The sequence below is a fragment of the Candidatus Poriferisodalis multihospitum genome, assembly GCF_028283155.1.
Taxonomy (GTDB): Bacteria; Actinomycetota; Acidimicrobiia; order Acidimicrobiales; family Poriferisodalaceae; genus Poriferisodalis; species Poriferisodalis multihospitum.
In genome coordinates, this window is sequence record NZ_JAPYOK010000092.1 from 15,285 (window position 1) to 33,709 (window position 18,425).

14 protein-coding genes and 1 tRNA gene are annotated in these 18,425 nt (G+C 65.7%); 13 read left to right on the forward strand and 2 right to left on the reverse strand.

Translation table 11 applies throughout. The features are described 5' to 3' along the window. Positions 1 to 89 precede the first annotated feature (89 nt). From VI480_RS09540 to VI480_RS09570, 7 genes are all read left to right on the forward strand, one after another. Entirely contained in the window at positions 90 to 851 is a 762-nt protein-coding gene (locus VI480_RS09540; RefSeq protein WP_323672600.1) for an ABC transporter ATP-binding protein, read from the forward strand. Next, positions 848 to 1,561, forward strand: coding sequence for an ABC transporter ATP-binding protein (locus VI480_RS09545; protein ID WP_323672601.1), 714 nt, complete (start codon positions 848 to 850; stop codon positions 1,559 to 1,561). Before VI480_RS09540 ends, VI480_RS09545 begins: the two co-directional genes overlap by 4 nt. 22 nt (positions 1,562 to 1,583) lie before the next feature. Then, entirely contained in the window at positions 1,584 to 2,642 is a 1,059-nt protein-coding gene (locus tag VI480_RS09550; RefSeq protein WP_323672602.1) for a branched-chain amino acid ABC transporter permease, read from the forward strand. A 29-nt stretch (positions 2,643 to 2,671) separates the two neighbouring features. Beyond that, positions 2,672 to 4,498 (forward strand): branched-chain amino acid ABC transporter permease, encoded by a 1,827-nt coding sequence (locus tag VI480_RS09555; RefSeq protein WP_323672603.1) that lies wholly within the window; start codon positions 2,672 to 2,674, stop codon positions 4,496 to 4,498. Then, positions 4,499 to 6,481 (forward strand): ABC transporter permease, encoded by a 1,983-nt coding sequence (locus VI480_RS09560; RefSeq protein ID WP_323672604.1) that lies wholly within the window; start codon positions 4,499 to 4,501, stop codon positions 6,479 to 6,481. 142 nt (positions 6,482 to 6,623) lie between these two features. Then, positions 6,624 to 8,339: an ABC transporter substrate-binding protein gene (locus VI480_RS09565; RefSeq protein ID WP_323672605.1), complete on the forward strand. Its 1,716-nt coding sequence runs from the start codon at positions 6,624 to 6,626 to the stop codon at positions 8,337 to 8,339. 313 nt (positions 8,340 to 8,652) lie between these two features. After that, the gene (locus tag VI480_RS09570) at positions 8,653 to 10,380 is read left to right on the forward strand and encodes an ABC transporter substrate-binding protein (protein WP_323672606.1); all 1,728 of its coding nucleotides are present in this window, start codon (positions 8,653 to 8,655) and stop codon (positions 10,378 to 10,380) included. A gap of 153 nt (positions 10,381 to 10,533) precedes the next feature. Here VI480_RS09570 and VI480_RS09575 read toward each other — a convergent pair whose 3' ends face one another. Then, positions 10,534 to 11,715 carry a nitroreductase family protein gene (locus VI480_RS09575; RefSeq protein ID WP_323672607.1) on the reverse strand — a complete coding sequence of 394 codons (1,182 nt, stop codon included), beginning with the start codon at positions 11,713 to 11,715 and terminating at the stop codon, positions 10,534 to 10,536. Positions 11,716 to 11,789: 74 nt separating this feature from the next. Between VI480_RS09575 and VI480_RS09580 the strand changes: the two genes are divergently transcribed. Beyond that, the gene (locus tag VI480_RS09580; RefSeq protein WP_323672608.1) at positions 11,790 to 12,932 is read left to right on the forward strand and encodes an acyl-CoA dehydrogenase family protein; all 1,143 of its coding nucleotides are present in this window, start codon (positions 11,790 to 11,792) and stop codon (positions 12,930 to 12,932) included. Positions 12,933 to 12,967: 35 nt separating this feature from the next. Here VI480_RS09580 and VI480_RS09585 read toward each other — a convergent pair whose 3' ends face one another. Next, positions 12,968 to 13,846, reverse strand: coding sequence for a polysaccharide deacetylase (locus VI480_RS09585; RefSeq protein ID WP_323672609.1), 879 nt, complete (start codon positions 13,844 to 13,846; stop codon positions 12,968 to 12,970). A 109-nt stretch (positions 13,847 to 13,955) separates the two neighbouring features. Between VI480_RS09585 and VI480_RS09590 the strand changes: the two genes are divergently transcribed. The 5 genes from VI480_RS09590 to VI480_RS09610 form a co-directional block, all read left to right on the forward strand. Beyond that, a complete protein-coding gene (locus VI480_RS09590; protein WP_323672610.1) occupies positions 13,956 to 15,569 on the forward strand; it encodes a DUF3179 domain-containing (seleno)protein in 1,614 nt (537 codons plus the stop codon). 48 nt (positions 15,570 to 15,617) lie between these two features. After that, a tRNA-Glu gene (locus tag VI480_RS09595) sits at positions 15,618 to 15,690 on the forward strand. A 100-nt stretch (positions 15,691 to 15,790) separates the two neighbouring features. Next, positions 15,791 to 17,662 carry a class I adenylate-forming enzyme family protein gene (locus VI480_RS09600; protein ID WP_323672611.1) on the forward strand — a complete coding sequence of 624 codons (1,872 nt, stop codon included), beginning with the start codon at positions 15,791 to 15,793 and terminating at the stop codon, positions 17,660 to 17,662. Between the two features lie 20 nt (positions 17,663 to 17,682). Further along, positions 17,683 to 17,898, forward strand: coding sequence for a helix-turn-helix domain-containing protein (locus tag VI480_RS09605; RefSeq protein ID WP_323672612.1), 216 nt, complete (start codon positions 17,683 to 17,685; stop codon positions 17,896 to 17,898). Further along, a partial coding sequence (locus VI480_RS09610) for an aminotransferase class V-fold PLP-dependent enzyme (protein ID WP_323672613.1) occupies positions 17,895 to 18,425 on the forward strand: 531 nt, incomplete at its 3' end. The genes VI480_RS09605 and VI480_RS09610, both read left to right, overlap by 4 nt.

An 18,425-nucleotide genomic window follows, 5' to 3' on the forward strand; every position in this document is an offset into this window, starting at 1 on the left:
TCCACGCGGAAACTCACGCTGCTGGGCCGACCTGATAACTTGCCTGCGGCCGGTCACCTGATCGGCGAGGACCGGAGGGGGTTCAGCGCGTGGCGTTGCTCGAAGTCCAAGACATCTCCGTGCAGTTCGGCGGCATCCGTGCGCTCGACGATTTGTCGTTCACTCTGGACGAGGGACAGATCCTCGGACTCATCGGCCCGAACGGCGCGGGCAAGACCACGCTGTTCAACGTGGTCAGCCGGATCTACGACCCGACGACTGGTTCAGTGACATTCGACGGTCACGACCTGCTGGCGATGCCGGCGCACCAGATCAGCCGCGTCGGCGTCTACCGCACATTCCAGAACCTGGCCCTCTGGCGCGGCATGACCGTGATCGAGAACGTGATGGTGGGCGACCACACCAACACGAAGGCCAACTTCTTCACCGCTGCGTTCCGCCTCGGCACCCGCAGCGAGGAGAACGACCTGAGGCGGAGAGCTTGGGAAGCGCTTGAGGAGCTTGGCCTCGAGGAATACGCATACCACCCGGCTGCCGGCCTGCCGTTCGGCACGCTGAAGCGCATAGAGCTCGCACGGGCCCTGATTTCCAATCCGCGCCTCATCATGCTGGATGAGCCGGCTTCAGGCCTGACACACCAAGAGGTCGACTCGCTCGCGCAAGATGTCAAGGACATCCGCGACCGGCACAACCTGTCAGTCCTGCTGGTTGAGCACCACATGCGCATGGTGCTCAACATCAGCGAGCACTTGGTCGTGCTCAATTTCGGCCGCAAGATCGCCGACGGTCACCCCGATGTCGTGCGCAACGACCCGGAGGTCATCGAGGCGTACCTGGGGAGTTCTTCATGACAGACATGATGCTGAAGGCCGAGGATCTCCACGCGCGCTACGGCGCCGTCGAGGTGCTCCGAGGCCTCGATTTCGAAGTTCCCGACGGCAACGTCGTGGTGATTCTCGGCGCCAACGGCGCCGGCAAGACCACGACACTGCGGGCGCTGTGCAACATGTGCACAACGACCGGCACAGTCACGATGGAAGGCGACGACATCTCCCGTGCCAAAACCGCCGACATCGTGCGGCGCGGTGTCGCCCACGTGCCACAGGGCCGGGGCACGTTCCCCGAGCTCTCGGTGATGGACAATCTCAAGATCGGCGCTTACACCCGCAAGGACAATGAGGTCGGCGCCGATGTCGACCGCTGGTTCGAGATCTTTCCCCGGCTCGAAGAGCGCCGCGATCAGCTCGCCGGCTCGCTCTCGGGCGGCGAGCAGCAGATGCTCGCCGTCGCCCGGGCGCTGATGTGCCGGCCGAGACTGCTGCTGCTCGACGAGCCGTCGCTGGGCTTGGCGCCGCTCATCATCGAAGACCTCTTCGAGCGCTTCGCCCAGCTCAACAAAGAGACCGGGCTGACGATGCTGCTCGTCGAGCAGAACGCCAACCTGGCACTGGACATGGCCGACTACGGCTACGTGATTGAGAGCGGCGAGATCGCTCTGCATGGACCAGCCGATCAGCTCAAGAACGATCCTGCAGTGCAGGAAGCGTACTTGGGCGCCTGATTCGTAGGTACGGGGGCAGACCGTGAACTGGAACTTCGAGATCCTCCCGGATTTCATTTTCAACGGCCTACGCGACGGCGCCGTCTACGCCGCCGCCGCGTTGGCGCTGGTGCTGATCTTCAAGGCGACCACGCTGATCAACTTCGCCACCGGTGAGTTGGCGATGCTCGGTGCGTTCTTCGTCTATGTGCTCAACATCGAGCAGGGTCTGTGGCTCTGGCTCTCGATCGCCATAGCGATGCTCATCAGCGCCGGGATCGGCGCGGCCGTCGAGCGAGCACTCGTCAGACCCTTCGACCCGGCCGACCACCTGCCTGTGGTGCTTATCACCCTAGGTTTGTTCTTGATCATCAATGCCGTCGCGGGCGATATCTGGAACTACCAGGTCCGGCGTGTCAACGACCCCTTCGGCCAGTTCCCGAGCTGGGTCCCGAACGGCAGCGAGCTCAAGACCTCCAGCGAGGGCACGATCGCGTGTCTGGAGAACGCTGATGGTGCCTTGGCCGAGGTGGCACCCGGCACTGCCGGCGCCGACATGTGCGAGATGGTAGGCAGGACCTTCTTTGAGGTGATCGGGGCACGCCTCCACTACCGCACCATCGGCACGTGGATCGCACTGGCCCTCGCGCTGATTGCGCTGGCGGTCATCCTGGGCAAGACGAAGGCGGGCTTGGCGTTCCGCGCGGTGTCCTCCAACACCGAGTCAGCCCGGTTGGTCGGCGTCAACACCGGACGCACGCTGGGATTCGGCTGGGCACTGGCCTCGGTGTTCGGCACGCTCTCCGCTGCCTTGGTGGCACCGGCGCTGGGCGGCGTCAACCCCAACATGATGCTCACGATCCTGATCTACGCCTTGGCAGGAGCCGCTCTGGGCGGTCTCGACAGCCTCGGCGGTGCCGTCATCGGCGGGCTGGTCGTGGGGCTCATCAAGTCGGTCCTGGTCTCATGGTTCGGCGTGGTCGTGCTCGGCCAGGCCTACTTCTCGATCTTGCAGCTGGCGACGGCGTTCCTGCTGATCTTGATCGTGCTGTTGTTCCGTCCAGCGGGTCTCTTCGGAACCCGCCGCATCGAGCGCGTCTAGCTCAACTACCCAAGGGGAGTTGCTGAGGTATGAGTTCACCACTGCTCATCGTTTCCAGGGGCAGCACACAGCATCGCCAGTGGCGGTTCTTGAGCTGGGGCTACGCCCTGGCGCTGGCGATCCTGGTGCCACTGGTCCTGCAGCCGTTCGAGATCGGCAAGATGAACCGCGCGTTGGTCCTCATGGTGGCCGTGCTGGCGGTCAACTTGGTCGTGGGCTTCAACGGCATGCTCGCGCTCGGGCACTCGGCGTTCATGGGTATCGGCGCATTCGTTGCCGCGTCGATGGTCCAAGACGAGCTCTGGGACTTCTGGATGGTCATCCCGGTCGTCGTGATCGTCGGGTTCGCCATCGGCATCATCGTGGGTCTGCCAGCGCTACGCGTGCGAGGTCTCTACCTAGCCTTGGTCACCATCGCGCAAGCGGCGGTCTTCCCGACGCTCGTGAACATCGACGAACTCGGCATCGCACGCCGTACCGGCGGCCCGAATGGCCGGGACGTCATCGAGGAAGTCGATCGGCAGGAAAGCGGCTTCTCCAGCTTCTTCGAGTGGCTGCCCGGTGTCGACGGTGCGCGTGGCGCGAATGCGTATCGCTACTGGATCCTGCTGCTGATGACGGTGATCGTCATTGCCTTGGTCCGCAATATCATGACCAGCCGGCCTGGCCGGGCGGTTCTTGCGATCCGCGACAGCGAGGCAGGTGCCGCCGTCTACGGCGTGAACCTGCCGCTCTACAAGACCGTGAACTTTGCCTTGAGCGCCTCGCTGGGCTCGCTGGCAGGCCTCATGTGGTGCCTGGACAAGGGCTTCGTGGCCGGCCAGGACTTCACCTTCCTGCTGGCAGTCGACCTCATTATCGGCTTGGTGATCGGCGGTGTCGGCACGCTGCAAGGCTCGATATTCGGCGGCTTGTTCGTGGTGTGGGTGCGAGACCTCACCAAGAGAATCTCCATCCCGCTGGGCTTCTACACGCTCGACGGCGACGGCCCCCTCTCTGCGGCCATCTTCGGTCTCATCCTCATCCTGTTCACCTTCTTCGCCCCGGGCGGCATCGCCTCGATGGTGACGGCGATACAGAAGAGAATCATCCAGGTAGTCCCGCTGACGCCAGACGGCGACCCCATCACACCGCTCTCGAGCCTCGACCCCGGCCCGTCCTCCACGCGAGCCACTTGGGCAATGAGATTCGCTATCGCCGGCCCAGTGCTGCTGGTGATCGGCTGGGTGCTGATGAATGTCGACAACCTCATCGTCGGCACGCTCGCCTTCGCGTTGCGCTTCGCCATCGTGGTGCTCGCACCGATCATTGTGTTCGTCTCGATGAACGAGTTCCGAGCGGCGAAGGCCGGCTTGCGCGGCGAGAACGCCGCTGCGGTGAGCTCGCAGGCCAAGACAGCGGGCGTCCTCGGTGTGCTGAGCTTCGCCTATATTCAGGCGTTTGCCCTGAACATCGCGCTGCGAGCCCACCACGTCGGACACCTCGCCCGCGAATCAGTCGCGGTGAATCCCGACGGCAAGACGGTGCCGGCTATCCCGCTGGTCAATGAGGCGGCGAAGGCGAAGGACTTTGTTGGCACGCCGGGCGAATTCTGCGGCACTTCGCCGTCGGGTGAGATCAGCGACATGTCGGTCAGCGAGCTGTGCAACGTGGCCTCCGATGCCATCGATGCCTCCGAGACATCGGTGGGCTTCTGGATCATCGGCTGGCCGACGCAGAGCATGCTGTCGCTGGTGCTGAGCATCATCGTCATCGTGGCGACGATCTTCATCGGTCTGCGCTACTTCGTGTTCGCGGACGAGAAGGCCGAAACGGCCTCCGAGCCAGCGCCTGAAGACGTCGGCGCCTCTGCGTAGATGTATATCTACTCCTCGCTGGCGCTGGCGCTGGTCATCATCTTTCGATCCACTGGGCTGCTGAACTTTGCCCAGGGCGAGATGGCCACCTTCTCGGCTTACATCGCCTTCGTTCTGCTCGCCGGTGCGGCCCCAGGAGTCACCGGCGGTGGGCTGGCGTCGTGGATCGGAGCGCCGCTCGTGACGCCGCTAGCGATCGGAGGTGCTGTCGTCATCGGCATCGCGGCCGGCGCTGCGACCGAACGCGTGCTGATACGGCCGTTACGAAACGCGCCGGAGCTAGCGCTCGTCAACGTGACGATCGGCATCTTGCTGGCGCTGAACTCGTTGATGGGCCAATGGTGGGGAACCGGACCGCGTGTCTTCCCGCCGTTCTTCCCGCCGGATCCCGGTGATCACTTCGCGATCGCGGGCGCTCGTCTGCGCTTCTCCACTGTCGGGGCGTGGCTGGTGCTATTCGCACTGCTGACCGTGCTGGCGCTGTTGTTGCGCTACACGAGAGCCGGTCTCGCCTTCCGGGCGGTGTCGATCGATTCGGAATCGGCCGCGTTGAACGGCATCCGCGTGGGTCCGACGCTGATGTACGGGCGGTGTGGTCATCGGCCTGAGCCAGACGCTGATCCCGGCCTATGTTCCGTTCATCGGCTTCGAGCTCAGCGTGCTGCCCGCGCTCGTCGCCATGGTGGTGGTGCTCATCGTGCGCCCAGCCGGCTTGTTCGGCACTCAGCGGATCGAGCGGGTGTGAGCGACGACAACTGGCCCACGCCGCTGCCGCGCCCAGGCGATGACGACGAGACTCCGGGTGCCGATGCCAGCGTGTTCGCTGTCTTTGCCCCGCCCGATGATCCGCCCGCGTCTGACGAGCCGTCCGGCGCCGGGCTCAGCGTGCGCAGCGGCCCGCCAGCGCCATCCGGCGTTGGCACAGCCGTGCTCGGCGCCGCTGGCGCGGATCGTGTTGTGGGTTCGCGGCGGCGGATCGGCCCGCTCAGCTGGATAGGCGCTGTGTTGCTGGGTGTGTGGCTGGTGGCGATGCCGCTGACCAGCTCGGTGACCGAACTGCGGCAGAACACCCAGATCATCGTCATGGTTCTCGCCGTGCTGGGCGTCAATATCGCCACGGGCTACGGCGGCATGATCAGCCTCGGCCATGGGGTCTTCGTGGCCGTCGGCGCGTTCGCAGCCGCCTACGCAGTCGACGACTTGGCGATGCCGTGGGTCCTCTCGATCCTGGCCGGCGCCGCGTTCGCAGGTGTCATCGGCGCATTGGTCGGCCTGCCGGCGCTCCGCATCAAGGGCATCCACCTTGCATTGGTGACGCTCGGGCTGGCCATCGTGTTCCAGCCGCTCGCCAAGCGAGTGCCGGCGTTCTCCGGCGGCGTCAGCGGCAGGGCGGTCGGCGCCGAATTGGTGCCGCCGTCGTGGTTCGGCACCAGCCGCTGGGCCGAGGGGCTGTACCACTACCTCATCTGCCTGGTGGTGGTGGGGTTGGCGATGTGGCTAACGCACAACATCATCAAGAGCAGACCCGGCCGCGCCATGCGCGCGGTGCGCGACAACGACACTGCTGCGGCCGTGTACGGGGTGAACCTGGTGGCGTCCAGAGTCAGCACGTTCGCGGTGAGTGCGTCGCTGGCCGGACTCGCAGGAGCGCTCGGCATCGTGCTGGTGCCGTTCGCCTCACAGGAGTCGTACCCGTTCCAAGAATCGTTGGTGCTGTATGCCACCGCCGTTCTCGGCGGCCTGGGCTCGCTGTGGGGCTCTGTGCTCGGCGTCGCTATCCGGGAGGTCTTCTCGAGGATCGGCGAACTGCTCGGCGATGTGAGCGGGCTGGGCCCGCTCGGCGAGTTCCTGCGCCTGCTCGACGAAGAGCAGTTCGTGTTCGGTGTGCTGCTGGTGGCCCTGACGTTCGTCTTCCCACGCGGTCTCATCGGCATGTTCAATCGCCGCCGGGACGATCAAGTGCCTCAGACAGATCGAAACTGAGCGCGTGGTTGAATCGTCGCGGAACTGACACGGTCGGGCTCGACATCGCCCGACAGGGTGGAACTAATTTCGTAACGCGCCGGTTCGCAGGCAATCGACTGGGGGAGCCGGCGTCTCACTTTCATCTACAGGGAGAAACGACATGATCAAGCGTCGAATGTGGCGTTTGCTGGCGTTGTTGTTCGCGTTCTCGCTCGTCGCTGCTGCGTGCGGCGGCGATGACGACGCGGACGAGAGCGGCGCCGGAGAAACAGAGACCGAGACCACCGCCGCGGCCAGCGAGGACGAGGCGATGGACGAGGAGATGGCCGAAGAGGAAGAAGACGAGGGCGCCACAGGTGCTCTCGGCGGCGCCGCGGCCGAGGAGGACATCGAGGCGGCAGTAGCCGGCGAGACCGAAGAAGAGGAGATGGCCGAAGAAGAGGAGATGACGGACGAGGAGGAGATGATGTTCGATCGCTCCACCCTCGAGGGTGTCTTCGAAGAGGCCGCCGCTCGCCGCGCCAAGACCGTTGCCGAGCTGACCGAGAAGATCGAGGCCGGCGAGTACGGCGCCGGTGACGATGGCATCCTGCGCGGTCCTGCGGGCTTCGAGATCGACATGAACGCGTGTCCCGACGACTGGTCGAACACGACGGGCATCACCGACAGCGAAGTTCGGATCGGCCATACCACGGCTCAGTCGGGCAACTTGGCTGCCTATGGCAACATCGCGTACGGCTGGGAGAACTACTTCAACTGGATCAACGACAACGACCCGATCATGGTCGGCGGCTCGCCACGTGATCTCGTGCTCGTCGTCAAGGATGACGCCTATGTGGCTGCTCAGACGATCGAGTTTGTGGACGAACTGATCGAGGCCGAGAATGTGTTCTCGATCCTCACCTTGGGCTCGCCGAACACCTTGGCGGTGTACGACAAGCTCAACGATGAGTGCATCCCGCAGCCGTTTGTGATGACCGGCCACCCGGCTTGGGGCGACCCCGTCAATCATCCGTGGACTACCGGTCTGCAGATGTCGTACTCGACCGAGTCGCTGCTGTGGGGTGCGTGGATCCGCGAGAACCTCGCAGACCTGCTGCCGGTGAAGGTCGCCGGTCTGGTGATGGACAACGACTTCGGTCTGGCGTACGAGCTGGGCTTCGAGGAGTGGGCGCATGCCAACACCGATGTGGTCGCGGAGTACCTGCCGGTGCGTCACGATCCGGCGGCGCCGACGCTGACCAATGAGATGACCACCATCGCCGCGTTCGAGCCTGATGTGTTCATCTCGATGACGGCGGGCAACCCGTGTTTGCTGGCCATCCAGGAGGCCGGCCAGAACGGCCTGTACGACGACATCAACGCCAAGGGCGGTGTGCTGTTCACTCCGTCGGTGTGCGCTGGCATCGAGGCATACCTGAAGCCTGCCGGCGACTTCGCCGACGGCTGGTGGATTGTCGGCGGCGGCATCAAGGACTCCACCGACCCGAAGTACACCGATGAGCCCTTCATCGCGTTCATCAACGACAACTTGGCAGCTGCGGGCCTTGACCCGGCAGTGTCGCTGTATGCCACCGGCTACATGTTCGGCTACCCGTACGGTGAGGCCCTGCGGGTGGCGGCCGATCTGCCGGGCGGTCTGACCCGGAGCAACTTCATCTTGGCGGTGCGGTCGCTCGACATCTACCACCCGCAGGCGCTGGACGGCATCAACGCTCAGTTCAACGGTGCGGCGGATGCGTACTTCATCGAGGGCTCGCAGTTCAGCCGGTTCGACGCCGGTGGGCAGACGTGGGACATCATCGGCGAAATCGTGGATGTCAACGGCCGGTCCACGAACTGCGCTTGGGACAAGGACGACGGAGGCTGCCGCTAGGCGGGCTTCGTCGCGAGCATGGAGGCGGCCCTAAGCCGTCTTCGCCGCAGACGCAGCGGTTGTCTTCGCTGCATCTGATGGACATCCGCCGATCTTCAGGTCGGCGCGACAGGGCCGGCGGGCGACAGTTCGCCGGCCCTTGCGCGTCCGATGAGACGCAGTCGCGGCCCGGGCGCAGAATCGAAATCGTTGCAGAATTGACATGACCCGCCCGGTGACCGGTCCCGCGACGCGAACTAGCGTCCCGATGGACCGGTTGCGGCATCTGCGCGCCGCCGGTTCGTGCATTTGCAACCAATTGGGGAGATTCAACATGACGAAACGTCGAATGTGGCGCTTGCTGGCTGTGCTGTTTGCGTTCTCGCTCGTTGCCGCTGCGTGCGGTGGCGATGACGACGACGAAGCGGGCGGTGCCGGCGAGACAGATACAGAAACCACAGCCGCGCCCTCTGACGACGACATGGACGACACGGACGACATGGACGAGGAGGAGATGGCTGAGGACGACGATGAGGGCGCCACAGGTGCTCTCGGCGGCGCCGCAGCCGAGGAGGACATCGAGGCAGCTGTCGCCGGCGAAGACGACGACGATGAGATGGCCGAAGACGAGATGATGGACGAGGAGGAGATGATGTTCGATCGCTCCACCCTCGAAGGCGTCTTCGAAGAGGCCGCCGCTCGCCGCGCCAAGGCTGTTGCTTCGCTGACCGAGAAGATCGAGTCTGGCGAGTACGGCGTCGGTGACGACGGCATCCTGCGCGGCCCTGCGGGCTTCGAGATCGACATGAACGCGTGTCCCGACGACTGGTCGGACACGACGGGCATCACCGATTCGCAGATCCGCATCGGCCATACCACGGCTCAGTCGGGCAACTTGGCAGCGTACGGCAACATCGCGTACGGCTGGGAGAACTACTTCAACTGGATCAACGACAACGACCCGATCATGGTCGGCGGCTCACCACGTGATCTCACGCTGATCATCAAGGACGACGCCTATGTCGCCGCTCAGACGATCGAGTTCGTGGACGAGCTGATCGAGGCGGAGAATGTGTTCTCGATCCTGACCCTGGGCTCGCCGAACACGCTCGCCGTGTACGACAAGATCAACGAGGAGTGCATCCCGCACCCGTTCGTGATGACCGGCCACCCGGCTTGGGGCGACCCAGTGAATCACCCGTGGACCACCATCATGCAGATGTCGTACTCGACAGAGTCAATCCTGTGGGGCGCGTGGATCCGATCGAACCTTGCCGACCTGCTGCCGGTGAAGGTTGCCGGTCTGGTGATGGACAACGACTTCGGTCTGGCCTACGAGCTGGGCTTCGAGGAGTGGGCGCATGCCAACACCGATGTGGTGAGCGAGTACTTGCCGGTGCGTCACGACCCGGCGGCGCCGACGCTGACCAATGAGATGACCACCATCCTGGCGTTCGAGCCTGATGTGTTCATCTCGATGACGGCGGGCAACCCGTGCTTGCTGGCCATCCAGGAGGCCGGCCAGAGCGGTCTGTACGACGACATCAACGCCAAGGGCGGCGTGCTGTTCACGCCGTCGGTGTGCGCTGGCATCGAGGCGTACATGAAGCCGGCCGGCGATGCTGCAGACGGCTGGTGGATTATCGGCGGCGGTTCCAAGGACTCCACCGACCCGCAGTTCATCGACGAGCCGTTCATCCAGTTCGTGAACAGCAACCTCGAAGCCGCGGGCTTGGACCCGGCGGTGTCGCTCTACGCCATCGGCTACACCTACGGCTACCCCTACGGCGAGGCGCTGCGCATCGCTGCAGAGCTGCCGGGCGGTCTGACCCGGAGCAACTTCATCCTGGCGGTGCGGTCGATCGACATCTACCACCCGATGATCCTGGACGGCATCACCACGCAGTTCAACGGCAACGCTGATGCGTACTTCGTCGAGGGCTCGCAGTTCAGCCGGTTCGATGCCACTGGACAGACGTGGGACATCATCGGCGACGTCGTGGATGTCAACGGCCGTTCCTCGAACTGCGCCTGGGACAAGGACGACGGCGGCTGCCGCTAGGCAAACGCCACCAGGAAGTCAAACGCCCTGCGTCTGATTCCTGACTGACCAAAACGGTCAACAGAGAGGGCCGGCGGGCAGCAGCCCGCCGGCCCTCTCGCGTCTGTATCGCTGTACGGGGCTGCCGCGTGGCTCCAGCGCCGACGTGATGGTTCAGTCGCCGTCGACGATGGCCTTGACGCCCTCGACGACGCGCTGCATGTTGGCCCGCAGCACGTCGCGGCGCCGGTTCAGCACCCGCTGCTCCTTGGCCGGGTCACGCAAGGCCATGGGCACCGTGCCGTTGTTCTCCTCGCCGATGAGCATCGAGAACCGCAGCCGGCTGCCGCCGCCCTGCTCGGCGAGGTCGAACCGCCACACGGCACCGGGATTCTCGGTGTCGGTGACGCGCCATTCGAACGCCGTGCGCTCCTCCCACGCAGTCACGATGCAGTCGGTCTCCCAGTCGAACACGTCGGGGATGGAGTTGCGGCCACGGAACGTCGAGCCCACACCCGGATCGCCTTCGGATGTCCACTCGGCACCCAGGAATTCCTCGGAGAACTGCGCCGGCATGCTGATGTCGGTGATGACGTCCCAGACCGTCTGGGGCCGGGCGTCGGTGTCGATCTCGGCCGCCACGCCCTGACCGTCGGCCACCCGGGCGGTGCCGTCGTCGCTGGGCCGCTGGCGGGTGAAGCCCCACTGGTCGAAGTATGTGATCTCGCTCGCCGGTCGGCGGGGCGCTGCCGAGAAGTCGGTTCCCTTGGTGTAGGCCACCGGGAAGCACACCAGCGTGGTGAGGCCCGGCGGCATGCCCAGCAGCTCGGCCACTTCCTCGGACTTGTTGTTGAGCATCGTGGCGTACGCGGTGCCGAGGCCCCGGGAGCGCAGTGCCAGATTGAAGCTCCAGGCTGAGGGAATGGCGCTGTCGAACAGCCCCGGCCGGCCGCTGTCGTCGTGGATGCCCCAGATCGCCAGCATCACGAGCGCCGGGGCCTTCGCGTAGTTCTCCACGAGGTAGGCGCTGGAGCTGACGATGTGCTCCTTGGGGTGGCCGGTGCCGTCGAGGCGCCCCCGGGCGTTGATGAAGATGGTGCCCACTTCGGCGTACAGCTCGCCGAGCTGATCCTTGAGTTCCTGGTCGCGGATCACGATCCAGCGGCGGCTGGCATCGTTGCCGCCCGTCGGCGCCTGCTCCGCGAGGTCGATGCACTCGAAGATGAGATCGTCGCTGACCCAGCGGTCGAAGTCGAGCCGCTTGCGCACCGCCCGGGTGGTGGTGAGCAGGCGATCCACCTGGTCGAGGTCGAAACCGGCCTCGGAGATGCGTTCTCCGGAATCAGAATTCTGCATTTCGGTACCCTAAGTCGCCGCTGCACAGCGGTGCCGAGCCCCGCGATCCCGTGGCCGAGCCCGAGGAGGGCGCAGTGCAGTTGACCGACGAGCAGCAGCAGATCCGCGACGTGGCCAGGGCCTTCGCGCAGCGCGAGATAGCACCGTTTGCCGCTGAATGGGACCGGGCAGGCGGGGCGCCTCGCGGGCTCTACAGCAAGATGGCCGACGTCGGGCTCATGGGCATGATGGTCGACCCATGCTGGGGTGGTGCGGGTGCCGACTTCGTGTCGTACGCACTGGCCGTCGAGGAGATATCCGCTGCCGACGGCGGCATCAGCAACATGATGGCGGCGAACAACTCGCCGGTCGCCATGGCGATCCAGCAGTCGGGCACCGACCAGCAGCGGCGCGACTACCTCGCCAAGCTCACCAGCGGCGAGTGGCTGGGCTGCATCCACCTCACCGAGCCCCACACCGGTTCCGACGCCGCGGCCATCCGCACCCAGGCCACCCGGGACGGCGACGAGTACGTCCTGAACGGCCACAAGGCGTTCATCACTGCAGGCTCGAGCGCAGATGTGGCGATGATCGTGGCGGTGACCGATCCGAGCGCCGGCAAGCGGGGCATGACCACGTTCATCACGCCTACCGACAACCCCGGCTACCGCGTGATCGCCAAGGAGCACAAGCTCGGCCACCGCACCAACGACACCTGCCAGGTGGTATTCGAGGACATGCGGGTGCCCGCAAGCGATGTCCTCGGCGAGATCGGGCGCGGGCTCGGCATTGCGCTGGGCAACCTGTCGCTGGGCCGCATCGGTGTCGCAGCCCAGGCCACGGGCGGCGCACGGGCCGCGCTGAAGGCCGCGCATTCCTATGCCCAAGAGCGCGAGACGTTCGGACGCCCGATCGTCGAGCACCAGGCAATCTCGTTCACGCTCGCCGAGATGGCCACGCAGATCGAAGCGGCACGCCAGCTCTACCTGCACGCAGCGCAGATGCGCGATCAGGGACTCGAGTGCGCCCGCGAAGCCTCGATGGCGAAGCTGTTCGCGTCAGAAATGGCCGAGCGGGTGGCGTCGAAGGCCATCCAGATCCACGGCGGCTACGGCTTCCTGAACGACTACCCGGTGGAGAAGATCTACCGCGACGTGCGGGTGTACCAGATCTACGAAGGCACCTCGGAGGTCCAGAAGCTGCTGATCAGTCGCATGCTCGACGGCGTCGAGGGCTAGCGGCCCGACCGGGGGCGAGACGGCCGGGGCCGCCGCTACTCGATGCCGAGCTGACGCCCGGCGCGCCAAGCGTCGGCTACGTCGCACATGCGGGCGTAGCTCACGCCCAGGTCGGTCATCTGGGAGATCCAGCGCTCCATCTCGTACAAACGCCCGCCCCGGCCGATCGCTTGCGGGTGGAACGTGACCGTGCACACGCCGTGCTGCACCTCGCTGGTCATCCATTTCACATCCGACAGGAACGTGTCGAACATCGTGCCGGGGTTCTCCAGCCCGGTCAGGATCGTGTTCTTGAACGTCACGAACTCCAGGTGGACGTAGTCGTCGAGGTGCCAGCTGAACGGCAGCTCCACCAGGTCGACCTGCTCGCCGAACTCCATCGGTCCGTCGAGCGGGAACTGGTCGCCGGTGCGCAGCCAGTAGGGCGCGTAGTCGTGGCCCATGAGCGACGAGTCGTAGCTGAGGCCGTATTCCATCAGCAGGTCGATCGTCCAGGGGTTGATGTCGCCCGAGGGTGCCCGGTAGCCCTTCGGCGGAGCACCGGTGAGCGATTCGATCTGGGCGAAGGTGCGCTCGAGGATGGCTCGCTCCTCGTCCTCGCTCAGCCGGGGGTTGTACTCGTGGGCGTAGCCGTGCAGCCCCACCTCGCATCCGGCGTCGACCACCATGCGGGCCGCATCGGGATAGGTGTCGATGGAGTGGCCCGGGATGAAGAAGGTGCTCGGGATGTCGTGGCGGGCGAGCAGCTTGAGGATCCTCGGCACGGCGACGGCGCCGAATTCGCCGCGTGAGATGGGCGTTGGGGTGGTCTGGCGGCGGGCTATCCACAGCGACGGTCCGTCGAAGTCGAAGGTCAGGCAGACGTAGCCCGCCGGATTGTCAGGTATCGCCCCGTTGCTTGCACCGTTGTCCATCGTGATTCCCCCTTTGTGGTGCCGCCGCAGCGGCCGCTCACGCTTGCCGTTCTAGCCCAACCAGCCCGACCATGGCGCAGCAGGCGGCTGCCATAGGCTCGGCCGCCGTATGCGGAAGCTGATCTGCGCAGCGGTCGCCGTGAGTGTGCTCGCCGCGGCCTGTTCGACCTCGACGGACCCGGACGAGGGCTCCGCGCCGGCTGAGCCTCCGGCGACGTCGTCGACCTCGGCGGCCGATTCGGCAGACAGCGCCGCGGCTACCGAGCCCGCCGCTGACGACATGGGACCGCCCGACACCACGCCTTCCGACACGGCACCGCCGCCGACTACCCAGCCGTTCTTTCCGGGCACCGAGGACGGTCGGCCGTTCCTGGAGCTGACGCTGACCGAGAAGATCCACGAATTCCTGGAGCTGCCGAATACCGCATTCGCCGCGAACATCGCCGGTGAGATGGGTCTGACCGGCGATCAGCGGTGGGTGCCCTGGGTCATGGACATCATGCGCACCGCAGGAGCACGCAACGTATCCGACACGTCGATGGGAGCGTTGGAGCGGCTGACGGGAATCGAGAGCTCGGGCGATTTCAACACCGACTATGTGCGCTACGGCTCGTGGTACCGCACCAACGGTGTCGATCCCGGCGAGGGCTACGAGACCTTCAAGAGCGAGCTGTACGCCTACCTCGACTTCCGGTTCGGGGACATGCTCGCCCAGGTCACCGACCGGGTCACGCTCGGCGCGATCCAGTTCGGCGGGGTGCGCCGGGGCGGCATTCCGGAGCTGAACAACCCTGAACGGCTCACCCCTGCCCAAGCCGACTTCATGACCGATGAGGAATTGGTGCTGGGCGTGGTGATCGGCGCCGAAGCCGGGGCGTACCCGGTGCGGTTCCTGGCACGTCACGAGCTGGCGAATGACGTGGTCGGCGGTGTGCCGGTGGCGCTCGGTTACTGCACGCTGTGCCTCACAGCGCTCATGTTCGATCGGCGGCTTCCTAGCGGCGACGTGCTGTCGTTCCAGACATCGGGCCTGCTGATGGACTCGAACAAGATCATGATCGACAACGAGACCGAGAGCCTGTGGAACCACCTCTCGGGCACCGCGTTCGCCGGCCCACTGGCCGGCACGAAGCTGGAGCAGTTCCCGGTTGCCACGGTGCGCTGGTCGGACTGGCTGGCCGATCACCCCGACACGTTCACGCTCGACACACCCCCGCCGACGTACTTCCCCGAGATGCCCGAGCGTCCGCCGATCAGCTACGACTACACGCCGGGCGCTGCGTACCGCACGTACTACTCCAGCGAGGATCTGTGGTTCCCCACCTTCGAGACGCCCGACGTGTTCGAGCTGAAGGAGGAAGTGGTCACGGTGGACCGCGGCGGTTTCGCACTGGCATTGGGATTGGCCGCACTTGAGCAGGAAGGTCCCTTCGTCTACGTGCTGGGCGGTGAACCGCTGGTGATCGTGCCGAACCAAGGCGGCGCCAGGGTGTACAGCGCCGCCGAGGTGGCCGGCGTGCCCGCCGAGGCGTGGCGCCACGGTGCCCCCGTGGAGGTGGCACTTGGGGGAGTGCTGCACGACGAACTGCGCGTCAACGGCGTGGACGGCCGCAATCGCATCGACGTCACGCTGCCGCGCATCGTTTCGTCGCAGTCGTTCTGGTTCGCTTGGTTCGGCCTGCACCCCGACACGGAGATCTGGCCGCCCGCCGACCATCGCTAGCGATCACATCTGGGGTGGTGGCTATGCTGACTCCTCGCATCTCAACCAGCCCCCATCGTCTAGCGGCCAAGGACACCACCCTCTCAAGGTGGCGGCACGGGTTCGAATCCCGTTGGGGGTGCGCCATGTCCGCTCGATCCGGATGGCTCGGCGGGCGCCGGTCCGGTTGAGCCGCCTGCGAGCCTGACACCTGTGCCGGTGTGCCGAGGGAGCAGCTCGAGATGACCGATGGGCAGGAGTCGCATTGGTCCCGGCATCTGCCGGCAGGCAGCAATGCTGCCGACGTTGATCTGAGCGCGGGTGGCACGCTGCCCGCGGTCTGGCTGGACCGCTGGTCGACCGATCCGCAGCGGTACGTGGTGTGGAATGCGCATGCGGGCTGGGTGACTGGCGCCGAACTCTTGGAGCGCGCCCAAGATGTCGCCGAGCGCTTGGCGAGTGCGGGCATAGTCGCCGGCGACCGCGTGCTGATGAGCGGCCCGAGCTCGTCCCGACTGATTGCGGCACACGCGGCATTGCTGGCGATGGGAGCGGCGGTCGTGCCGCTGAACGGTGCCTACCGGGCCGACGAGGTGCGCGGCGTGGTGGCGGATTGCCGTCCCGCAGCTGCATTGGTGGAAGGCGTCGGCGAGCCTGACGAGTGGCACGAGTGGATCGCCGACGCTGATCCAGCGGTGATGATCAGCGACTTCAATGCCGCCCTCCTGCCCGCGGGCCGCGCAGGCGAAGCCGAGCACGCCGCCGCCGGCACTGGTGCAGTCGCTCCCGGTGGTGTCGGTGCAGCGCCTCATAAAGGGCCCCGATTCGATCTGCCGGCGCTCGCACGTCAACGCCGGCCCGATGAGCCTGCGCTCATCGGGTACACGTCTGGGACGACGGGGCAGCCCAAGGGTGCGGTGCTGAGCCATGCGAACCTGCTCGCTTCGGTACGAGCGCTGCAGCTGGCCTGGCGCTGGACGCCCGATGACGTGCTCGTGCTGGCGCTGCCGCTATTCCACATGCACGGCCTGGGCGTAGGGCTGCACGGCACGCTCACAGTGGGGGCACAGGCCGTACTGCAGCCCACGTTCGAGCCCGACACCGTGTTCGACGCGATCCGCGAGCACCGGGCCACGATGTTCTTCGGTGTTCCGACCATGTACTCCCGGCTCGTGGACTCGCCGCGGGCCGCCGAGCTGTCGGGACTGCGGCTGTGCGCGTCGGGTTCGGCACCCATGCCGGCCGAACTGCACGACGCCGTGCGAGAGGCCAGCGGCCAGCATGTGATCGAGCGCTACGGCATGACCGAGACCGTGATGCTGGTGTCGAATCCGCACGACGAGCCTCGTCGGGCCGGCACGGTGGGCTTCCCGCTGCCCGGCGTGGAAGTGCGCCTCGAAGCGCTCGACTCCAGTGACGGCGAGCCTGCGGTTTCCGATGGCGCTGCAATGACTGTGCCCGATGCTGCGGAGATCCTAGTGCGGGGACCCAATGTGTTCTCCGGCTACTGGGAGCGGCCCGCCGAGAACACAGCGTCGTTCAGCGACGGCTGGTTCCGCACCGGCGACCTCGGCCAGTGGGACGACGGCTACCTGCGCATCGTCGGCCGTGCCAAGGAGCTCATCATCTGCGGCGGCTTCAACGTGTACCCCCGCGAGGTCGAGGAGGTCATCGCCTCGCACCCTGACATCGCTGAGTGCGCGGTCGGCGGCGAGCCCGACCCCGAGTGGGGCGAGGCGGTCGTGGCCTACGTGGTCGCGGCTCGGGATTTCGACGACGACGAGATGAAGGACTTCGTGGGCGAACGCCTCGCGTTCTACAAGCGTCCTCGCCGCACTTACCGCATCGCAGCGCTGCCCCGCAACGCTCTCGGCAAGCAGCGCTGCCCCGCAACGCTCTCGGCAAGGTTCAGCGCCATCAACTCGGGCCGGGGGTCGCGTCCTGATGGTCGAATCGTCGCAGAGGCCCCGGGAGGCTACTCCCTATGTCACACCGGGCCCGCAGAATGTGTCTTCGACAAGCACGGGGCTGTGGCCAGGGCGGATGCGGATCCCTGCGAAGAAGCGCAGCATCCACCCGTGAGGGCCGTGGAGGGCCGTACTGTCCTCTTGTGACCCCTAGAGAGGAGCAGGGCATGACCGAAGTGTCTCCCGCTGGGGAGCAGAGCGGGCTGCTCGACGGGGAGGATGAGGTGCTCACGCCGGACGAGGCCGCGGAGCTGCTCAAGCTGTCCAAGAAGACGGTGCTTCGTCACGCGCAGCGCGGTGAACTGCCTGCTGCCAAGGTTGGCCGGGTCTGGCGCTTCCGCCGATCAGAGTTGTTGGCCTTCTTGACGTCGGGTTCGGCATGAGCGCCGGCATCTACTTGGATTACAACGGCTCGGCGCCGCTTGATCCGCGAGTTCTTGAGGCCATGTCGCTGGTGCTGCGCGACGGCATTGGAAACGCTTCGTCGGTGCATCGATTTGGGCGGATGCAGGCGGCTCGTGTCGAAACTGCTCGCGAACAGGTGAGTCAACTCGTCGGGGCCGCTGCGACGAGCAACGTGGTCTTGACGTCTGGCGCCACAGAGGCGAACAACCTCGCGCTTCAGGGGATCGTGACGGACGCGAGTCCGGAACGCTCCCGGATCTTGGTTTCCGCTGTCGAGCACGCGTCGGTGATGGCGACGGCAAGCTGGCTCGCGCGGCAAGGCCTCGCGAAGCTCGACATCGTTCCTGTGACGCGAGGTGGTGCAGTCGATCTTGTTGCCTTGGAGGGGCTGCTGGGCAGTGACGTGCTGTTGGTGTCAGTCGTAGCTGCGAACAGCGAGACTGGCGTCATCAACGACCTTCCGGCGATTGGCGAGTTGGCGGCCGATTGTGGGGCTGTCTTTCAC

Coding starts and splice junctions, on each gene's coding strand:
- VI480_RS09545 (WP_323672601.1), top strand. CDS start 848: ATGACAGACATGATGCTGAAGGCCGAGGATCTCCACGCGCGCTACGGC.
- VI480_RS09555 (WP_323672603.1), top strand. CDS start 2,672: ATGAGTTCACCACTGCTCATCGTTTCCAGGGGCAGCACACAGCATCGC.
- VI480_RS09560 (WP_323672604.1), top strand. CDS start 4,499: ATGTATATCTACTCCTCGCTGGCGCTGGCGCTGGTCATCATCTTTCGA.
- VI480_RS09565 (WP_323672605.1), top strand. CDS start 6,624: ATGATCAAGCGTCGAATGTGGCGTTTGCTGGCGTTGTTGTTCGCGTTC.
- VI480_RS09570 (WP_323672606.1), top strand. CDS start 8,653: ATGACGAAACGTCGAATGTGGCGCTTGCTGGCTGTGCTGTTTGCGTTC.
- VI480_RS09575 (WP_323672607.1), bottom strand. CDS start 11,715: ATGCAGAATTCTGATTCCGGAGAACGCATCTCCGAGGCCGGTTTCGAC.
- VI480_RS09585 (WP_323672609.1), bottom strand. CDS start 13,846: ATGGACAACGGTGCAAGCAACGGGGCGATACCTGACAATCCGGCGGGC.
- VI480_RS09590 (WP_323672610.1), top strand. CDS start 13,956: ATGCGGAAGCTGATCTGCGCAGCGGTCGCCGTGAGTGTGCTCGCCGCG.
- VI480_RS09600 (WP_323672611.1), top strand. CDS start 15,791: ATGACCGATGGGCAGGAGTCGCATTGGTCCCGGCATCTGCCGGCAGGC.
- VI480_RS09605 (WP_323672612.1), top strand. CDS start 17,683: ATGACCGAAGTGTCTCCCGCTGGGGAGCAGAGCGGGCTGCTCGACGGG.